At 72.0% G+C, this 19057-nt stretch carries 12 protein-coding genes; 2 read left to right on the forward strand and 10 right to left on the reverse strand.

The window, feature by feature from the left end:
• Positions 1-334: 334 nt before the first annotated feature.
• The 9 genes from AB0N04_RS31480 to eccD all read right to left on the reverse strand — a co-directional run bounded on the left by AB0N04_RS31480 (position 335) and on the right by eccD (position 11402).
• Entirely contained in the window at positions 335-2020 is a 1686-nt protein-coding gene (locus tag AB0N04_RS31480; protein WP_360214390.1) for a ribonuclease J, read from the reverse strand.
• 169 nt (positions 2021-2189) lie between these two features.
• A complete protein-coding gene (gene dapA, locus AB0N04_RS31485; protein WP_360214392.1) occupies positions 2190-3089 on the reverse strand; it encodes a 4-hydroxy-tetrahydrodipicolinate synthase in 900 nt (299 codons plus the stop codon).
• A gap of 261 nt (positions 3090-3350) precedes the next feature.
• A complete protein-coding gene (gene thyX, locus AB0N04_RS31490) occupies positions 3351-4082 on the reverse strand; it encodes an FAD-dependent thymidylate synthase (protein ID WP_360214394.1) in 732 nt (243 codons plus the stop codon).
• Positions 4079-4537, reverse strand: coding sequence for a tetratricopeptide repeat protein (locus AB0N04_RS31495; RefSeq protein ID WP_360214396.1), 459 nt, complete (start codon positions 4535-4537; stop codon positions 4079-4081). Before AB0N04_RS31495 ends, thyX begins: the two co-directional genes overlap by 4 nt.
• Positions 4538-4562: 25 nt before the next feature.
• Positions 4563-5309, reverse strand: coding sequence for a 4-hydroxy-tetrahydrodipicolinate reductase (gene dapB / locus AB0N04_RS31500; RefSeq protein ID WP_360214398.1), 747 nt, complete (start codon positions 5307-5309; stop codon positions 4563-4565).
• Between the two features lie 13 nt (positions 5310-5322).
• The gene (locus AB0N04_RS31505; protein ID WP_360214400.1) at positions 5323-6675 is read right to left on the reverse strand and encodes a pitrilysin family protein; all 1353 of its coding nucleotides are present in this window, start codon (positions 6673-6675) and stop codon (positions 5323-5325) included.
• 115 nt (positions 6676-6790) lie between these two features.
• Positions 6791-8998, reverse strand: a complete 2208-nt coding sequence (locus tag AB0N04_RS31510; RefSeq protein ID WP_360214402.1) for a polyribonucleotide nucleotidyltransferase — start codon at positions 8996-8998, stop codon at positions 6791-6793.
• 454 nt (positions 8999-9452) lie between these two features.
• Positions 9453-9743, reverse strand: a complete 291-nt coding sequence (gene rpsO / locus AB0N04_RS31515; protein ID WP_360214403.1) for a 30S ribosomal protein S15 — start codon at positions 9741-9743, stop codon at positions 9453-9455.
• Between the two features lie 201 nt (positions 9744-9944).
• The gene (gene eccD, locus AB0N04_RS31520; protein WP_360214405.1) at positions 9945-11402 is read right to left on the reverse strand and encodes a type VII secretion integral membrane protein EccD; all 1458 of its coding nucleotides are present in this window, start codon (positions 11400-11402) and stop codon (positions 9945-9947) included.
• 473 nt (positions 11403-11875) lie between these two features.
• Here eccD and eccCa point away from each other — a divergent pair, with 473 nt between their 5' ends.
• Entirely contained in the window at positions 11876-15820 is a 3945-nt protein-coding gene (eccCa, locus tag AB0N04_RS31525) for a type VII secretion protein EccCa (RefSeq protein WP_360214407.1), read from the forward strand.
• 467 nt (positions 15821-16287) lie between these two features.
• Positions 16288-17691: an APC family permease gene (locus AB0N04_RS31530; RefSeq protein WP_360214409.1), complete on the forward strand. Its 1404-nt coding sequence runs from the start codon at positions 16288-16290 to the stop codon at positions 17689-17691.
• A gap of 69 nt (positions 17692-17760) precedes the next feature.
• Here AB0N04_RS31530 and AB0N04_RS31535 read toward each other — a convergent pair whose 3' ends face one another.
• Entirely contained in the window at positions 17761-19053 is a 1293-nt protein-coding gene (locus tag AB0N04_RS31535) for a hypothetical protein (protein ID WP_360214411.1), read from the reverse strand.
• Between the last annotated feature and the right edge of the window lie 4 nt (positions 19054-19057).

The following is a 19057-nucleotide window of genomic DNA, read 5'->3' on the forward strand; positions in this document are numbered from 1 at the left end:
TTCGGTCTGCCTTCCAGCAGGCCCTCCGGGCGCTTCGTTCTTTCGTGTTTCCAGCTTATCAGATGTTTTCCGCTCCGTTTTCCCGGAGTTTCATTCACCCGACTGGCTTTTTGCCTTTCGGCGCTCCCGAACTCTACCAGAGTTTTCCGGGCCGTTTTCCGCGGTCATTCCCGAATTCATATTCGAGAACTTCCGGCGGGGCCGTCCCGTGGGGCAACCCGGAGAACATTACGCACCGGGCTGCCCCACGTCAAACCGGGACCGGCCTGGCCCGCTCCTGCGGGGTGGCACCCCTCAGGAGCCGGCCCGGGCCAGGGACCAGGCCCTCACGGCATCAGACCTCGACGACGACCGGGAGGATCATCGGCCGGCGGCGGTAGTTGTCCGCCACCCACTTGCCGATGGTCCGGCGGACCAGCTGCTGGACCTGGCGCGGCTCCAGGACGCCGTCGCTCGCCGAGCGGTCCAGGGCCTCCTGGAGCTTGGCGACGACCGGCGCGAACGCGCTGTCCTCGATGCCGGAACCGCGGGCCTGGATGGTCGGGCCGCCCACGATCTTGCCGTTGGCCGAGTCGACCGCGACGAAGACCGAGATGAAGCCCTCCTCGCCGAGGATTCTGCGGTCCTTCAGCGAGGCCTCGGTGATGTCACCGACCGAGGCACCGTCCACGTAGACGTACCCGGCCTGCACCTTGCCGACGATGCGGGCGACGCCGCTCTCGAGGTCGACGCAGACGCCGTCCTCGGCGATGACCACGCGGTTGCGCGGCACACCGGTGGCGATGCCCAGGTCGGCGGCGGCGCGCAGGTGCCGCCACTCGCCGTGGACGGGCATCAGGTTGCGCGGCTTGCAGATGTTGAAGAAGTACAGCAGCTCGCCGGCCGAGGCGTGGCCCGAGACGTGCACCTTGGCGTTGCCCTTGTGCACGACCTTGGCGCCCCAGCGGGTCAGGCCGTTGATGACCCGGTAGACGGCGTTCTCGTTGCCCGGGATCAGCGAGGAGGCCAGGACGACGGTGTCGCCCTCGACGATGCGGATCTGGTGGTCGCGGTTGGCCATCCGGGACAGCGCGGCCATCGGCTCGCCCTGCGAGCCGGTACAGATCAGCACGACCTCCTTGTCCGGCAGGTCGTCCAGCTGCTTGACGTCGACGACCATGTTGCCGGGGACCTTGAGGTATCCGAGGTCGCGGGCGATGCCCATGTTGCGGACCATCGAGCGGCCGACGAAGGCGACCTTGCGCTTGTACTCGTGCGCGGCGTCCAGCACCTGCTGGATGCGGTGCACGTGGCTGGCGAAGGAGGCGACGATGATGCGCTTGTCGGCGTTGGCGAACACGTTCCGCAGCGCGGCCGAGATGTCCCGCTCGTGCGGGATGAAGCCGGGGACCTCGGCGTTGGTGGAGTCCACCAGCAGCAGGTCCATGCCCTCCTCCGCCAGCTTGGCGAAGGTCGGCAGGTCGGTGAGGCGGCCGTCGAGCGGCAGCTGGTCCATCTTGAAGTCGCCGGTGGCGACGACCATGCCCGCGGGGGTGCGGACCGCGACCGCGAGGGCGTCCGGGATGGAGTGGTTGACCGCGATGAACTCGCAGTCGAAGGGACCGATGCGCTCGCGCTGGCCCTCCTTCACCTCCAGCACGTACGGCCGGATGCGGTGCTCGGCGAGCTTGGCCTCGATCAGGGCGAGGGTCAGCTTCGAGCCGATCAGCGGGATGTCCGGGTTCTCCCGCAGGAGGAACGGTACGGCGCCGATGTGGTCCTCGTGGCCGTGGGTGAGGACGATGCCGTCGATCTTGTCGAGGCGGTCCCGGATGTAGCTGAAGTCCGGGAGGATCAGGTCCACACCGGGCTGCTCGTCCTCGGGGAAGAGGACGCCGCAGTCGACGATCAGGATGCGGTCCCCGTACTCGAAGACCGTCATGTTGCGGCCGATCTCGCCGAGGCCGCCGAGCGGAGTGATGCGGAGGGCGCCCTCCTTCAGGGCGGGGGGCGCGCCGAGTTCGGGATGCGGGTGACTCAAAAGACTCTCCTCACGACGCACGCCATATGTCCAGGGTCCTCCCCTGGAGACATATGGCGTGCGTTCTCAGTGTCGTTTTCCTACCGGGTCTGTGCTCTCGCGCCTTCGGTCCGGTCCAGCGGCGGGCCCGTGAGGGTCCGGCGAGCCGGGGCGCGCACGTCTGTGTCTGCTACAGGTGTACCCCGCCGGCGGCGAGATCCTTCGTCAATTGCGCGATCTCCTCGGGAGTCGCACCGACCAGGGGCAGCCGCAGCGGGCCGGCCGGGAGGCCCTGGAGCCCCAGTGCCGCCTTGGTGAGGATGACGCCCTGCGTGCGGAACATACCGCTGAACACCGGGAGCAGGCTCTGGTGGATCGCAGTGGCCTTGGCCACATCGCCGGACAGGTACGCGTCGATCATCGCACGCAGTTCGCCGGCCACCACGTGCCCGACGACGCTGACCACACCGGCGGCCCCGACGGAGAGCAGCGGCAGGTTGAGGACGTCGTCGCCGGAGTACCAGGCGAGGCCGGAACGGGCGATGGCCCAGGAGGCCGCGCCGAGGTCCCCCTTGGCGTCCTTGTTGGCGACGATCCGCGGGTGCTCGCCGAGGCGGACCAGCGTCTCGTGGGAGAGCGCGACGCCGCTGCGGCCCGGGATGTCGTAGAGCATGACCGGCAGGCCGGTGGCGTCGGCGATGTGCACGGTGTGCCGGTACAGGCCCTCCTGCGGGGGCTTGCTGTAGTACGGGGTGACGACCAGCAGGCCGTGGGCTCCGGCGGCCTCGGCCTGGCGGGCCAGTTCGGCGCTGTGGTGGGTGTCGTTGGTGCCGACGCCCGCGACCACGTGGGCACGGTCCCCGACCGCCTCCACCACGGCGCGGACGAGCTGGGCCTTCTCGGCGTCGCTGGTGGTCGGGGACTCACCGGTGGTGCCGTTGACGACGAGACCGTCGTTGCCGGAGTCGACGAGGTGCGTGGCGAGGCGCTGGGCGCCGTCGAGGTCGAGTCCGCCGTCGGCGGTGAACGGGGTGACCATCGCGGTCAGGACCCGGCCGAAGGGCGTCTGGGGGGTGGAGGTCGGAGCCATGCGTCCAAAGCTACTCGTAGGCGGTGGGGCGGTACCCACACCGGTCCAGGGTTCGGACATCGGGCAGGTGCCGTGAGCGGCCGAAACGGGCGGCGGCCGGACGGGGCCGGGCGGGGGGAACGGCGGAGGGGTGGGATCCCGGTGCTGCCCGCTCGGGGGTTCGGGCAGCACCGGGATCCGTGTTCACGAATGTAGGGAGCGGCCAGAAAAGCCGCAATCCAGACATGCCAGACACTCAGGCCATATGCCCATCGCCCCAGGTCAGGGGGCGACCCGGCCGTGCTTCTCGAAGGCCGCATGGGTGAGCGGCATCAGCCTCGCCCACTCCTGCTCCATCTGCTCGGCGACCATCTCGATCTCGCGCTGCGGGAAGGACGGCACCGCCGAGTTCTCCCGCTTGGTCCGCAGCGACAGGAAGTGCATCAGCGAGCGGGAGTTGCAGGTCGCGTACATCGAGGAGAACAGGCCGACCGGCAGCACCGCGCGGGCCACCTCGCGGGCCACGCCGGCCGCCAGCATCTCCCGGTAGCGGGCGTAGGACTCGCGGTACGCCGCCTCCATCGCCTCCGTGGTGGTGCGGTGCTGCTCCGGGGTGCCCTCGACGAACTCGTAGCGGCCCGGGCGGCCCTGCTGGACGAGCTTGCGCTCCTCCGCCGGGACGTAGAAGACCGGCTGCAGCTCGCGGTAGCGGCCGGACTCCTCGTTGTACGACCAGCCGCTGCGGTGCCGGTGGAACTCGCGGAACACGAAGATCGGCGCACTGATGAAGAAGGTCATCGAGTTGTGCTCGAAGGGCGTGCCGTGCCGGTCCCGCATCAGGAAGTTGATCAGGCCCGCGGACTTCTCCGGGTCCTCCCGCACCGCCTCCAGGGACTGCTCCCCCGCGGTCGAGACCCGGGCCGCCCAGATGACGTCCGAGTCGGCGGCGGCACTGCGGACCAGCTCCACCGTGACGTCGCTGCGGAAGCCGGGGACCGGCGCTTCGTCGCTCACGCGTTGCTCCTTGCGGGATCGGTGCTGTGCAGCCTGATGGCGTGCTGCATGGTCTTGCGGGCCCGCGGGGTGTCACCGGCGTCGGCGTACGCCACCGCGAGGCGGAACCAGACCCGCCAGTCGGCCGGCGAGGCCTCCGCCTCCGTCCGGCGCCGGGCGAACACCGCGTCGGCCGAGGCACGGTCGATCCGCCCGCCCCCGGTGCGCACCAGCTCGTCCACGGGCAGGCCGCCCTCGGCCTCGAGCTGCCGGGCGAGCAGCTCGCTGGCCCGGCCGAAGCGGACGGTCTGGCGCAGGAACCAGACGCCGATCACCGGGATCACGAAGGCGCACACCCCGATGCCGATGCCGAGCGGCTTGCCGGTGGCGACCAGCTGGACGCCCTCCCCCACGCAGATCAGGGCGACCAGCAGCAGCACGCCGGACAGGACGAAGAAGCCGGTACGGGAGGTCATGACGCGCTCCTGGGGATCGGCACGGTCACAGGTCCAGGAAGTGCTCGAGGCCGAAGGTCAGCCCCGGGTGGTCGACGACCTTGCGGACGCCCAGCAGGATGCCCGGCATGAAGCTGCTGTGGTGCAGCGAGTCGTGCCGGATGGTCAGCGTCTCACCGGTGTCGCCGAACATCACCTGCTGGTGCGCGAGCAGGCCGCGCAGCCGGACGGCGTGCACCGGCACCCCGTCCACGTCGGCGCCGCGGGCGCCGGGCAGGCCGTGGGTGGTCGGGTCCTGCTGGGGCGGCCGGCCGGCCTCGGCGCGGGCCGCGGCGATCAGCTGCGCGGTGCGGGTGGCGGTGCCGCTGGGGGCGTCGGCCTTGCGGTCGTGGTGCAGCTCGACCACCTCGACCGACTCGAAGTACCGGGCCGCCGTCTGGGCGAACTTCATGCCGAGGATCGCACCGATGGAGAAGTTCGGCGCGATCAGCAGACCGAGCTCCGGCGCCCCGGCCAGCAGGCCGCGGACGGTGTCGAGCCGCTCGTCGGTCCAGCCGGTCGTGCCGGTGACCACGTGGATGCCGTGGTTCAGGCAGTAGTCGAGGTTGCCCATCACCGAGTCCGGGTGGGTCAGCTCGACGGCGACCTGGGCACCGGCCTCGGTCAGCTCCTGCGGCTTCGACCCGCGGCCGAGGGTGGCGACCAGCTCCATGTCCGGAGCGGCCTCCACCGCCTTGACCGCCTCGGAGCCGATCCGTCCCCGGGCGCCGATCACGGCGACACGCAGCGTCATAGCGGTAGTCCTCTCACACCAGCAGGTCGGCGAGCTTGGCCGCCCGCCTGTCGTTGACCGGGCCGATCAGCGCCAGCGACGGCCGGTACGCGCCCAGCACATCACGGGCCACCTCGTGCACGTCGTCCAGGGTCACGGCCGCGATCCGGCCCAGCATCTCGTCCACCGACAGGTGGTGGCCGTAGCTGAGCTCGGCCTTGCCGATCCGGTTCATCAGCGAGCCGGTGTCCTCCATGCCGAGCACGGTGGAACCGGAGATCTGGCCGATCGCGCGCTGCAGCTCCTCCTCGGTGATGCCCTCGGCGACCACCTTCGCCAGCTCGGCGCGGCAGATCCGCAGCACCTCCTCGACCCGCTTGGGCTGGCAGCCGGCGTAGATGCCGAACAGGCCGCTGTCCGCGTAGGAGGAGGAGTACGAGTACACCGAGTAGGCGAGGCCGCGCTTCTCCCGGACCTCCTGGAACAGCCGGGAGCTCATCCCGCCGCCGAGGGCGGCGTTGAGCACGCCCATCGCCCAGCGGCGCTCGTCGTGCCGGGGCACCCCGGGCACGCCCAGCACCAGGTGGGCCTGCTCGGTGGAGCGGTTGAGCACCTCGACCTTGCCGGCCGTGCGCAGCGCCTTGACGCCGCGGCGGGCCTCGGCGGGGGCCGCCTCCGAGCGGGCCAGCACCGGCGCGAAGGCCTGCTCGACCTGCTTGACGACCTTGCGGTGGTCGAGGTTGCCGGCCGCCGAGACGACCAGGTTCTCGGGCCGGTAGCGGCGGTGGTAGAAGCCGGCGATCTGGTCCCGGGTGAGCGCCTTGATGGTCTCCTGGGTGCCGAGGATCGGGCGGCCGAGCGGGCCGCTGCCGTAGATCACCCTGGCGAAGAGGTCGTGCACGACGTCGCCCGGGTCGTCCTCGGCCATCGCCATCTCCTCGAGGATGACGCCGCGCTCGGCGTCGACGTCCTCGGGGCGGATCAGCGAGCCGGTGAGCATGTCGCAGACCACGTCGATGGCCAGCGGCAGGTCGGTGTCCAGGACCCGGGCGTAGTAGCAGGTGTTCTCCTTCGCGGTGAAGGCGTTCATCTCGCCGCCGACCGCGTCCAGGGCCGCCGAGATGTCCAGCGCGCTGCGCCGCTCGGTGCCCTTGAAGAGCAGGTGCTCCAGGTAGTGGGTGGCGCCGTTGAGCTGCGGGGTCTCGTCCCGCGAGCCGACGCCGACCCAGATGCCGAAGGTCGCGGAGCGCACCGTCGGCAGGGTTTCGGTGACGACCCGCAGGCCGCCGGGGAGGACGGTGCGGCGCACCGTGCCGGCGCCGTCGACGCCCTTGAGCAGGGTCCGGGTGGTGCCGGGGCGCTGCTTCGCCGCCGGGGCCTGAGCCACGGGGGGTACCTCCAGAGGAAACGCGCGCGGGAACGCGCGGACGAACGCGGGGGCAACAGGGTGCGGCCCGCACGCCGGGAGGCGTACGGGCCGCAAGGGGTCAGCTAGCGGCGCTTCACTCGGAAGCGGCCTCGCCGCCCTCCTCGCCCTCGATGACGGGGATCAGGGAGAGCTTGCCGCGCGGGTCGATCTCGGCGATCTCGACCTGCACCTTGGCGCCGACGCCGAGGACGTCCTCGACGTTCTCGACGCGCTTGCCGCCGGCCAGCTTGCGGATCTGCGAGATGTGCAGCAGGCCGTCCTTGCCCGGCATGAGCGAGACGAACGCGCCGAACGTCGTGGTCTTCACCACGGTGCCCAGGTAGCGCTCGCCGACCTCCGGCATGGTCGGGTTGGCGATCTGGTTGATCGTGGTGCGGGCGGCCTCGGCGGCCGGGCCGTCGGCGGCACCGATGTAGATGGTGCCGTCGTCCTCGATCGTGATCTCGGCGCCGGTGTCCTCCTGGATCTGGTTGATCATCTTGCCCTTGGGGCCGATGACCTCGCCGATCTTGTCCACCGGGATCTTGATGGTGATGATGCGCGGCGCGTTCGGGGACATCTCGTCCGGGGAGTCGATGGCCTCGTTCATCACGTCGAGGATGTGCAGGCGGGCGTCGCGGGCCTGCTTCAGCGCGGCGGCGAGCACCGACGCCGGGATGCCGTTGAGCTTGGTGTCCAGCTGCAGGGCGGTGATGAAGTTGCGGGTACCGGCGACCTTGAAGTCCATGTCGCCGTACGCGTCCTCGGCACCCAGGATGTCGGTCAGCGCGACGTAGTGGGTCTCACCGTCGATCTCCTGGGAGATCAGGCCCATGGCGATGCCGGCGACGGCGGCCTTCAGCGGCACACCGGCGTTCAGCAGCGACATGGTGGAGGCGCAGACCGAGCCCATCGAGGTGGACCCGTTGGAGCCGAGCGCCTCGGAGACCTGGCGGATGGCGTACGGGAACTCCTCGCGCGAGGGCAGGACGGGGATGATCGCCCGCTCCGCCAGCGCGCCGTGGCCGATCTCGCGGCGCTTGGGCGAGCCCACGCGGCCGGTCTCGCCGACCGAGTACGGCGGGAAGTTGTAGTTGTGCATGTAGCGGCGGCGCGTCTCCGGGGAGAGCGTGTCCAGCTGCTGCTCCATGCGCAGCATGTTCAGCGTGGTGACGCCCAGGATCTGGGTCTCGCCGCGCTCGAACAGGGCCGAGCCGTGCACGCGCGGGATGGCCTCGACCTCGGCGGCCAGGGTGCGGATGTCGGTGACACCGCGGCCGTCGATGCGGACCTTGTCCTTGATGACGCGCTCGCGGACGATCTTCTTGGTCAGCGCGTTGTAGGCGGCGCTGATCTCCTTCTCGCGGCCCTCGAACTCGGGGAGCAGCTTCTCGGCGGCCAGCGCCTTGACGCGGTCCAGCTCGTTGTTGCGCTCCTGCTTGCCCGGGATGGTCAGGGCCTGGGCGAGCTCGTCCTTGACGGCGGCGGTCAGCGCGGCGAGGACGTCGTCCTGGTAGTCCAGGAAGACCGGGAACTCGCCGGTCGGCTTGGCGGCCTGGGCGGCGAGCTGCGACTGGGCGGCGCAGAGGACCTTGATGAACGGCTTGGCGGCGTCGAGACCGGCCGCGACGACGTCCTCGGTCGGGGCCTCGGCACCGTCGCCGACCAGCTTGATGGTCTTGTCGGTGGCCTCGGCCTCGACCATCATGATCGCGACGTCGCCGTCCGGCAGGACGCGACCGGCGACGACCATGTCGAAGACGGCCGACTCCAGCTCGCTGTGGGTCGGGAAGGCCACCCACTGGCCCTTGATCAGCGCGACGCGGACGCCACCGATCGGGCCGGAGAACGGCAGGCCCGCCAGCTGGGTGGAGGCGGAGGCGGCGTTGATCGCGACCACGTCGTACAGGTGGTCGGGGTTGAGCGCCATCACGGTGACGACGACCTGGACCTCGTTGCGCAGGCCCTTGACGAAGGACGGACGCAGCGGGCGGTCGATCAGGCGGCAGGTGAGGATCGCGTCCTCGGAGGGCCGGCCCTCGCGACGGAAGAACGAGCCGGGGATGCGGCCCGCGGCGTACATCCGCTCCTCGACGTCCACGGTCAGCGGGAAGAAGTCGAAGTGCTCCTTCGGCTGCTTGGACGCGCTGGTGGCCGACAGCACCATGGTGTCGTCGTCCAGGTAGGCCACGGCGGAGCCGGCGGCCTGACGGGCCAGGCGGCCGGTCTCGAAGCGGATGGTACGGGTGCCGAAGGAGCCGTTGTCGATCACGGCCTCGGCGTAGAACACGTTCTCTTCCACCTGGAAGATCTCCTCTTTCGTACGTCTCCGGGAGAGCGTCCCCGCGTACTGCCTGCCGGCCGACCGGGTCCTCCCGTCAGGGAAGCCGGCAGTCGGGCCGGTCTTCGATCGAAGCCTCCGGGGCTCCCCGCTCGTCCGGCGGGGTTTCCGGGGGCCACTACCGAGGACCGGCGCCTCACGGCTGCCGGGCCGGGGCGGGCGGTCCGCGTCTGGACGCTCTCTCGGATGCGGGCGGCTTCCGTTTGAAGCCTTCGGCCCGCGGGGGTTCGGGTCCTTGTGCCCGGGTGGCGCGCTGGTGCGCCATCACCCGGCATGCCCACAACCCTACGGTGCAATCCTCGGGCACCCGGGGAGGTGCGCGCGAGTTGTTATGTCCGGGCGCCGCGGTTCGAACACCGCGGCATACGCGCGAGGGGCGGCTCCCCGGTGTGGGGAGCCGCCCCGAGCGGCGGTCTTAGCGGGCGCCGCCGGCGGCACCACGACGGATGCCCAGGCGGTCGACGAGCGTACGGAAGCGCTCGATGTCCTTCTTGGCCAGGTACTGCAGCAGGCGGCGACGCTGGCCGACCAGGATCAGCAGGCCGCGGCGCGAGTGGTGGTCGTGCTTGTGGGACTTCAGGTGCTCGGTCAGGTCCGAGATGCGACGGGAGAGCATGGCCACCTGGACCTCGGGGGAGCCGGTGTCGCCCTCCTTGGTGCCGAACTCGGCGATGATCTGCTTCTTGACGTCAGAGGCGAGAGCCACTGCAACTCCTTCGGGGTCTACCGAGCGGTCCTGGTCGACAGCACAGGACTCAGTGAGAACTCGGTGTCGTACGAGCGCGGCCGGCGGTCTGCGACCCAAGGGGGCGGACACACGGCTGCGCTCGAAGGCCAAGCGTACCAGTGCCGCCCACGCCACCGGTCGGCGGGCCGGGGCGGGCGGCCGCGGAGGGGTGCGGGCCGGTCAGCCGGTGGCGCCGCGGACCAGCCGGTAGACGTCCAGCACGGCGAGCGCGAGCGGGACCAGCGAGATCAGCGTGAGGCTGTCGACCAGGTCCAGGATGCGCCCCCAGAACGGGGAGACGCCCAGCCGGGGCACCACCAGGGCGATCGCGGTGAGCAGCGCGGCACCGAACGCGATCGAGGCGGCCAGCCAGACGGTGCGCAGGTCGACCTGGGCGGCGCTGGTGGCGCGCAGGACGTACTGCGGGGTGTGCAGGGACAGGCCGACGATCAGCAGGGAGAGGCCGAGCAGCCCGGCGATGGTGAGGCTGAAGACCTGCGCGGTGTAGCGGAACAGCCGGGCGCGCAGCATGGTGGCGATCCCCAGGGCGAGCGCGAGCAGCTCGGGGAAGGTCCGGTCGGTGAAGCCGAGCACCGCGCAGGAGCCGACCACGACCGCGGCGCAGCCGCCGACCAGGCCGACCAGCACCTCGTGGCCGCGGCGGGCCTGGTGGGCGATCCGCTCGTACTGGACGGCCTCGGCGCGCTCCGCCTCCTCGTCGTAGTCGCGGCTGCGGGTGCGCGTCTGGCCGGGGGCGCTGAAGCCGACGGGCAGCCGGGCGAAGCGGGCGGACAGGCCGGGCAGGAAGCCGACGGCGGCCACCGCGGCGACGCCGGTGACGGCGGCGATGTGGCCCGCCGGGGTCTCCGGCAGCAGGACGGCGGCGAAGGTGGCGAGCGCACCGGCGGCGGCGACCAGCGCGGCGGCGACGAACACCGCGTCCTGCTCGGGCAGCAGGCCGACCAGCAGCACGGCGACGACCAGGACGGTGACGCAGCCGGCCAGGAACTGGAGCCGGCCGGGGCCGTCCCACGGGTGGGTGACGGCGATCAGCCCGCTGCCGCCGATCATGGCGTGCGGCAGGGCGCCGAGGCCGAGCGCCAGGGCGGCGTGGGCGTCCTGGTAGACCCGGGCGCGGACGCCGGCCAGTGCGGTGAGGACGACGGCGGTGACGCCGGCCAGGACGCCGGGCAGGCCGTGCATGTCGTGGCGCAGGTCGGAGAACCAGAGCGCGAAGCCCAGCAGGGTGAGCAGGAGCCCGGCGCCGATCAGGCCGAAGGCCCGCATCAGCTCGGCGCTCCAGAACCGGCGGTCGGCCTCGACGGCGCTGGCGATGGCGTCGGCGACGTCGTCGTAGACGGCCGGCGGGAGCGACTCGGCGAAGGGGCGCAGCGCGAGCAGGTCGCCGTCGCGGACCTGCTGGGCGGCGAGCGGCAGGCCGCTGTCGAGGACGGTGCCGTCCCGGCGGACCAGGTAGAAGCCGGTCGGGGCGCCGTCGGGCTGGGACTGGTTGGCCAGCCGGAGCACCTCGGGGTAGACGTCCGCGAGCGGGACGTCCTCGGGCAGGGCGACGTCGATCCGGCGGTCCGGGGCGACGACGGTGACCCGGCAGTAGCCGGTCGCGGCGGCGCTGCTCATGCCCGCCCCCCGCTCCGCCCGGCGGGTGCTCCGACGACGGGCCCGCGCTGCTCGCTCATGCCCGCACCTCGATCCTTCGACGCACTGGGCGCTCCCCCTCGTTGACGGTGCCGCGGCACGGCGGCACTCGGTGTGGCTGCTGCGCGGGCGTCCGGTCGTCCGTGAACGGGCCCGGCCGGGCCGCCGGTTGGCGCGGCGTTACCCTACCGCTCGCTCCGTGCCCGGCGGCGGCGCGGGGCCGGGGCCGGCGGCCGGTGCGGGGCCTGGCGGGGGCGGCGGCGACGACCGTTAGGATCGGCGCCTGCGCACGGTACGGGGCGGCGGGCCCGACCCGGTACCTGCGGTCGGCGGAGCGGGGGCGGCGCCGTGCAGGCGCGTCCTCACCCGTGGTGAAACCCGTACGAGCCGTGCGGGTCCAGTTGCGTGAGGGCTGATGCCGAAGTGATCGATCGACGCCGCGGGGTGGATGACACATGGGTGTGATCACGGTCAAGCGCCCGGCCAGGGCCTATCCGCCGGCGGTGCCGGACGAGCCGGTGGAGCTGGTGAGCCCTCCCGAACTGCCCCGGCAGGGCGGCGAGGACTGGCTGATGAGCATCCTGCCGATGCTCGGCATGGGCGGCTCCGCGGTGTTCTTCTTCGCGCCCGGCGCGGCGGCCCCGATGAAGATCATGGGCGGTCTGATGATCGCCTCGACGGTCGGCATGGTGCTGGCGCAGATCGTGCGGGCCCGCAAGGGCGGCTCGACCGCGCTGGCGGACGAGCGCCGCGACTACCTCAAGTACCTGCAGCAGATGCGCCGCCAGGTGCGCCGCACCGCGGAGCGCCAGCGCGGCGCGCTGCTGTTCCTGAACCCCGCGCCGGACCAGCTGTGGTCGATCGTCGCGGACGGCCGACGGCTCTGGGAACGCCGCACCGGGGACGGCGACTTCGCCCAGATCCGGGTGGGCCTGGGCCCGGTGCAGCTGTCCACGCCGCTGGTGGCCCCGCAGACCGCTCCGATGGACGAGCTGGAGCCGCTGTCCTCGGCCGCCATGCACTCCTTCCTCAAGGCTCACGGCACCCTGCAGGACCTGCCCCTGGCGGTGTCGCTGCGCGCCTTCTACCACATCACCGTCTGCGGGGACGCGGACTCGGTGTACGGCAACGTGCGCGCGATGATCGCCCAGTTGACCACCCTGCACTCCCCCGACGACCTGCTGGTCGCGGTGGCCGCGGCGCCGGGCGCCGCCGAGGAGTGGGAGTGGACCAAGTGGCTCCCGCACAACCAGCACCGCAAGGAGGCCGACGGCGCGGGCTCGCGCCGGCTGGTCGCCACCGACCTGGGCGAGCTGGAGCACCTGCTCCAGGAGGAGCTGGCCGGCCGCCAGCGGTTCGTCCGGGACGCCTCCCCGGTGGCCGACCAGCCGCACCTGGTGGTGGTGATGGACGGTGCCGGGGTGCCGCACGACTCGCTGCTGGCGGGCTCGGAGGGCGTGCAGGGGGTGACCGTCATCGAGGTGGTCCCGGGCGACCTGGACGAGCCGAGCGGGCACCTGATGGTGACGGTCGGCCCGCAGGAGCTGGTGCTGCGCTCGGCCTCCGGGGCGACGTACACCGGCAAGCCGGACCTCCTGTCGGTCTGGCAGTCCGAGGCGCTGGCGCGCCAGTTGGCGCCGTACCGGATCTCGGCCGGCGGTGACGACGAGCCGCTGCTGTCCAACCTGGACTTCACCGACCTGATGAACTCGGGCGACCCGGGCTCCTTCGACGTGACCCGCAGCTGGCGCCCGCGCGCGCAGCACGAGCGGATGCGGGTGCCGATCGGCGTCGGCGCCAACGGCGAGCACGTGTACCTGGACATCAAGGAGGCCGCGCTGGAGGGCATGGGCCCGCACGGCCTGTGCGTCGGCGCGACCGGCTCCGGCAAGTCGGAGCTGCTGCGCACCCTGGTGCTGGCGCTGGCGATGTCGCACTCCTCGGAGATCCTCAACTTCGTCCTCGCCGACTTCAAGGGCGGCGCGACCTTCTCCGGCATGGCCGACATGCCGCACACCTCCGCGGTGATCACCAACCTGGAGGGCGAGCTCACCCTGGTCGACCGCATGCGCGACGCGATCGAGGGCGAGCTGCACCGCCGCCAGGAGCTGCTGCGCTCGGCGGGCAACTACGCCAACATCCACGAGTACGAGCGGGCCCGGGCGGCCGGCGCGGCGCTGGACCCGCTGCCCTCGCTGGTGCTGATCATCGACGAGTTCTCCGAACTGCTCACCGCCAAGCCGGACTTCATCGAGATGTTCATCCAGATCGGCCGGATCGGCCGGTCGCTCGGGGTGCACCTGCTGCTGGCCTCGCAGCGCCTGGAGGAGGGCAAGCTGCGCGGTCTGGACACCTATCTCTCCTACCGGATCGGTCTGCGCACCTTCTCGGCGGCCGAGTCGCGGGCGGCGATCGGGGTGCCGGACGCGTACCACCTGCCGCCGGTGCCCGGCGTCGGGTACCTCAAGTTCGGCGAGGACGTGATGGAGCGGTTCAAGGCCGCGTACGTCTCCGGGCCCTACCGGGCGCCGGGGCAGCAGCGGTCGACCGGCGGGCACCGGGTGAACGCGCGACCGGTGCTGTTCACCGCGGCCCGGGTGGAGCTGCCGGAGCCGGCGGCCGAGCAGGAGGTGCCGCAGACCCCGGAGCAGGACGACGCGCTGGTCGACACCGTGCTCGACGTGTTCGTGCAGCGGATGACGGGCCAGGGCCCGGCCGCGCACCAGGTGTGGCTGCCGCCGCTGGAGGAGGCGCCGAGCATGGACCACCTGCTGCCGCCGCTGCAGGTGGTGCCGGAGCGCGGCCTGACCGCGCCCGGCTTCCCGATGGGCCGGCTGCGGGCGCCGATCGGGATCGTGGACAAGCCCCGGGAGCAGAAGACCGACATCCTGGAGGTGGACTACGCGGGGGCGGCCGGCCACGGCCTGGTGGTGGGCGGCCCGCGCTCGGGCAAGTCGACGGTGGTGCGCACCACCGTCGCCTCGTTCGGGCTCACCCACACCCCGCTGGAGGTGCAGTTCTACCTGCTGGACTTCGGCGCGGGCAGCTTCCGGTCGCTGGCCGGGCTGCCGCACGTCGGCGGGGTCGCCGGGCGCCTGGACGTCGACAAGGTGCGCCGGATGGTCTCCGAGGTGCACGGGGTGCTGAACCGGCGCGAGGAGCTGTTCCGGGCCGCCGGGATCGACACCATCGGGACGTACCGGGCGCGCCGCGCGGCCGGGCAGCTGCCGGACGAGGCGTTCGGCGACGTGTTCCTGGTGATCGACGGCTGGAACACCTTCAAGCAGGAGTTCGAGGTGCTGGAGCCGGTGATCGGCGACATCGCCCAGCGCGGCCTCGGCTACGGCGTCCACCTGATCATCACCGCGGCGCGGTACGCGGAGGTGCGTCCGGCGCTGAAGGACCTGCTGCAGAACCGCACCGAGCTGAAGCTCGGCGACGCGATGGAGTCCGAGGTGGACCGCCGGGTGGCGCAGAACGTGCCGCCGCTGGCCGGGCGCGGCATCACCCCGGAGCGGCTGCACTTCCTCTCCGGCCTGCCGCGGCTGGACGGGGCCTCCACGGTGGACGACCTGCAGGACGGGGTGGCCGGCCTGGTGGCCGCCGTCGACGGGGCCTGGAGCGGGCCGCGCGCCCCGCAGGTCCGGATGCTGCCGGCCGTCCTGGACGGGCACGCGCTCCCGAAGGGCTTCGAGCACCCGGAGCGCGGCGTCGCGTTCGGCGTGGACGAGGCCGAGCTGGCACCGGCCTTCGTGAACTTCGAGACCGATCCGCTGTTCATCGTCTTCGGCGACACCGAGTCCGGGAAGTCGGCGCTGCTGCGGATGCTGGTCAAGCAGATCACCGAGCGGTACACGCCGGACCAGGCGGGCATCGTGGTCGGCGACTACCGCCGCGCGCTGCTGGGCGCCGTCCCGTCGGAGTACCTGGTGGAGTACGCGGCGGCGCAGCCGGCCATGGCGTCCGTCGTGGACATGCTGCGCGGGGCCTGCGCCCGCCGCCTGCCCGGCCCGGACGTGACCGCCGAGCAGCTGCGCAACCGCAGCTGGTACAGCGGCAAGGACATGTTCGTGATCGTGGACGACTACGAGCTGGTCGCGACGAGCTCGGGCAACCCGCTGGCGCCGCTGGCCGAGTTCCTGCCGTTCGCGCGGGACATCGGCCTGCGGGTGATCGTGGCGCGCAGCGCGGGCGGCGCCGGGCGCTCGCTGTACGAGCCGGTGCTGCAGCGGATGCGCGAGCTCGGCGGGCAGGGCGTGATCCTCTCCGGGAACCGGGACGAGGGCGCGCTGCTGGGGGCGGTCCGGCCGATGCCGCTGCCGCCGGGGCGCGGGGTGTTCGTGTCGCGCCGGGCGACCGGCGGGCAGATGGTCCAGACCGGCTGGCTGCCGGTGGCGTGACGGCGGTCCGGCTACGGACGGTGAGCAGAGGGGCCGGACTCCGGGAGTCCGGCCCCTCCGCGTCCCAGGTGCTGAAACGTTACCTAGATCTTTCCGGGCCGGGGCTGCGGTTCCCGCACCCCGGGCGGGGGCCGCCGGACACGTCGGAGGTGCCTGGGCGTACCACTGTCCACCCGGGTCGACGCCTTTGAATATCAGCCTTCAACACTCTGTTCACCTTGGATTCACACGCGATGTGGCCGAGGTAACAAGGCGGACAAACCTCGCAATGACTGAAAGCGATCATCAGATCGCATGTTTATGCCCCGTACTGCAACGGATTCCGAAGCAGTTCCGGCGTTGACGCGATCAATACGCCCAAGGTTCCATTGCGCCCCGGGAGCGACCGACGAAGGACCCGAGCAGCCAGCCAGCGGAGGCGATACCGCTCCCACCCCCAGGACCGCACAGAGCCGATCGGAAGCCAGATGACCGACACGCTTCGCCCGCCACAGACCGTAGCCGCCACGGCGGCCGAGGGCGCCGCTCCCCAGCAGCTCAAGCGCTCGATCGGCGTCGTGGGCGGCACGCTGCTCACGCTGTCGTGCGTCACCCCGGCCTCCACGCTCTTCGTGATCGTGCCGGAGCTCTTCTCCAGCATCGGCAGCGCCACCGCCCTGGCCATCGCCATCGGCACCGTGCTCTGCGTGGCCGTCGCGTTCTGTTACTCCGAGCTCGGCACCCTGATCCCCAGCGCCGGCGGCGAGTACGCGATGGTCGGCACCCTGGCCGGCCGGCTGATGGGCTGGCTGGTCTTCGTGCTGTCGCTGATCGTGGTGATGATCGTCCCCTCGGTCATCGCCCTCGGCACCGCCGACTACCTCGCCCCCGTGCTGCACGTCGACAAGGCCATCACCGGCGCCGCCGTGATGCTCGCCGCCACCCTGGCCGGCCTGCTCGACCTGCGCGCCAACGCCTGGATCACCGGCATCTTCCTGGTCCTGGAGGTCATCGCCGCCGGTGTCGTCTCGGTCCTCGGCTTCGCCCACGCCAACAGCGGCGCCCCCAGCCTGCTGCACGGCGTCGTCAGCGGGGACGACGGCACCGCCACCACGGTGAGCATCGGCGCCGTCGTCGGCGCGCTCGGCATCGCCCTGTTCATCACCCAGGGCTTCTCCACCGCCGTCTACCTCTCCGAGGAGCTGGAGAACCCCCGCCGCAACGTCTCGCGCACCGTGCTCTGGACGCTCGGCATCTCCGCCGCGGTCATCCTCGTCCCGGTCGTCGCCATCACCGTCGGCGCCCCCGACCTGCAGACCCTCACCTCGGGCGACATCTCCGGCATGGTCACCGCCTGGAGCAACTCCGCGGTCGGCACCTTCATCAGCCTCTGCGTCGCGCTGGCCATCATCAACGCCGGCATCGTCATGGTCATCCAGAACTCCCGGGTGCTGTTCGCCTCCGCCCGCGACAAGGCCTGGCCCGAGCCGGTCAACAAGGCCTTCGCCACCCTGGGCCGGTTCGGCTCCCCGTGGATCGCCACCCTGGCCGTCGGCCTCCCCGGCGCCGCGCTCTGCTTCGTCAAGGGCGAGCTGCTGAGCAACATCACCGGTGTCGCCGTCACCGGGATGTACCTGCTGGTCGCGATCGCCGCGCTGCTCTCCCGCCGCGCCCACCACAAGCACGCCCCCGCCTGGCGGATGCCGCTGTGGCCGGCCGTCCCGGTGGTGCTGATCGCCGTCCTGGTCTACGTGATGACCCAGCTCGACGCCGAGCCCCTGCTGTGGACCGGCGGCATCACCGCCGTCGCCACCCTCTACTGGCTGTTCTACCTGCGCCCCCGGCAGGACACCCGCTGGGTGATCAGCCTCCCCGAGGACCAGCAGTCCTGACCCCCACCTCCCCCACCCCCCACGGCAGTGCCCCGGGCTCCCCCGCCCGGGGCACTGCCGTGTCCGGCACTACTTCTTGAGCTTCCAGACCGCCGCGGTGGCGATCGCCTTCAGCTGGTCGTCGCTCAGCGCCGCGGTGCTGCGGGTCGCCTTGGTCCGCTGGCTGCCGCTGTTGTACGCGGCGACCACCACCCGCAGGCCGTCCGCGTGCAGGGTGTCGACGATCCAGCCCGCCGGGTTGCCGGCCTGCTTGCGGACGACCACCTTGGTGCCGTCCGGCTGGGGCGCGACGCCGTCGAAGATCTCCCCGGCCGGGCTCTTGCCGCCGCTCCAGTCCTGCACGTTGATCTCCACCAGGGACTCGCCCCTGCCGTCGTCGACCACGAAGTTCGCGTAGCCCGGCTGGCCGCCGGTCTTCGCCTCGGTCAGCCCGGCGGGCAGCAGCTTCGCGGCGATCGCGAGGATCTCCTCCTGGCCGTACTCGTGGCTGGTGTCCCGCGGCTTGACCGGCGCGGGCACCGGGATCGCGGCGATCACCCGGTCCCAGGACGCGTCGGTGACGACCGCCTTGAGCTGCTCAGCCGACAGCGGGGGCTGCGGGCGGCTGTCCGGCGAGCCCTTCTCCGCCGGGGAGTTCCACTCGGACAGTTCGATCTGGCGGCCGTCCGCGCCGGTCAGCTTGGCGTTCCACCACTTGGTGGTGGCCCGCTTGTCCGGGTACTCGTAGCCCTGCAGCACCGTCAGCGTGCCGCCGCCGGGCAGCGTGGTGGTGGTGCAGGCGTCGTACGGGACGAGCTTCCCGTCCGGGCAGGTGTTCTCCGCCCGGCCCGGGTCGCCCTCCCCCAGGCGGCCCAGCGAGATGCCCATCGCGGACCTGCCCCTGCCGTCGTCGAAGACCAGCGAGGCGCCGGCGGCGACGCCGCCTCCCCACGGCTTGCCGTCGGCGGGCTCGGTGCCGGTGCCCCGCCCGTCGGTGACCTGCCCCTTGGGCAGCAGGGCCTGGAAGGCGGCCAGCACCTCGTCGCCGCCGACCGGCTTGACCGCCGGGGAGGCGGCGGAGGTCGCGGGCGCGGAGGGGGCCGCCGAGGGGGTACCGGAGCCGCTGCCGGCCGCCGGGCTCGGGGCGGCGGCCGCGCGCACCGGCGCCGGGCCGGCGGAGCCGGTGAGGTACAGCGTGCCGGTGCCCACCAGGGCCAGCGCGGCCGCGCCGCCCAGCACCGCGGCGGTGGAGCGCCGGCGCCAGCGGCTCCGGCCGCGCCGGTAGCCCCCCGCGACCAGGTCGGCCGGCTCGGTGCGGAAGCCCTCACCGGTGCGGGTCATGGCGTAGAGAAGATCGTCCTCGAACTCTTCGGGTCGGGACATGCGT

Origin of the sequence: Kitasatospora sp. NPDC051702, assembly GCF_040681575.1 — a bacterium.
Taxonomy (GTDB): Bacteria; Actinomycetota; Actinomycetes; order Streptomycetales; family Streptomycetaceae; genus Kitasatospora.